At 64.0% G+C, this 1,091-nt stretch carries 1 protein-coding gene; it reads right to left on the bottom strand.

What is annotated here, in order from left to right:
- Positions 1 to 22 precede the first annotated feature (22 nt).
- A complete protein-coding gene (locus NKH80_RS30040) occupies positions 23 to 994 on the bottom strand; it encodes a proline racemase family protein (protein ID WP_352995664.1) in 972 nt (323 codons plus the stop codon).
- Between the last annotated feature and the right edge of the window lie 97 nt (positions 995 to 1,091).

Here is a 1,091-nt window from a genome sequence, read left to right as displayed (position 1 = left end):
TCGAATTTCATATCGCTCTCCGTCAGCTGGGAAGGAAACCGGCTGGCAGCGGATCGTCCGCTTCCAGCACGAGGGTGGAAAATGCGCTGATATGAGCCATGCCGCGCACCTCGGGGATCACGGCGGGCTGGCCGTTACTGTCCCGAGCCAAGGCCGCGACCTTCGCCGCGAAGGGCACGCCGAGGATGTTCTCGGCCCGATAGGGCGCGCCAGTCGCCAACTCCCCGCGTGCGTGGAGTTGGGCCAAGCGGGCAGACGTACCCGTGCCGCAGGGCGAACGGTCGAACTTATTGCCTGCCAAAATCACCAGATGGCGGGCGCCGCCCTCTATAGCTTGGTGGAATAAGACGCTGCTAACCTGCGGAATGCCGCTGGCGGAGTTAAGCGCCTCTTTGATGGCCATGCCGGCGCGACACCAACGGCTGGCGTGGTCGATGTCGAAGGGAAGATCGATCTGATTCGCATCGACGAGGGCATACAGGATGCCGCCATAGGCGATGTCGCACGTCACCGTGCCGAGGCCCTCGGCCTCGACGGTTACATCGGCGGAGGCGAGGTAGGAGGGCACGTTGCGCAGCACCACTGAGGTCAGCCGGCCGGCCTCGAAGGTACCGGTCACATGGACGATGCCCGCCGGCGTCTCGATGGACATGCCGTTTTGTTCGAAGCCTGCAGGAAGCGCACCCATAGCGGCCAGGCTGGCGATGTAGCCAATCGTGGCATGGCCGCACATATCGGCGTAGGCATACGAGAAGATGAAAAACAGTCCCTGATCTGCCTCGCGGGAAGGCACGGGCACCGCCGCCGCCATGGCGGCATGCCCGCGCGGTTCGTGAAGCAGCAGCCCCCTCAACCCATCATGGACCGCGCGGAAATCGTCTCGCTGTTCGCGCACGCTGTGCCCGCGCAACGGAGCGATGCCTGCGGTGACCGTTCGGGTGGGGTGCCCTGCGGTATGGCTGTCGATGACGGTGAAGACTCGGCTCGTGCGCATGCTCAGCAGTACTTTCCGGACTGGGGAACTACCTTCATGTCAATGCCACGCTCAAGCATGTAACGGGTGATGCGCGAGCACGCGAGACCCAGGGAGT

The organism is Mesorhizobium sp. M0904 (assembly GCF_040319475.1).
GTDB lineage: Bacteria > Pseudomonadota > Alphaproteobacteria > Rhizobiales > Rhizobiaceae > Mesorhizobium.
Note: the sequence above shows the minus strand (reverse complement) of the source record. Positions and strands in the feature narration are given on the sequence as shown.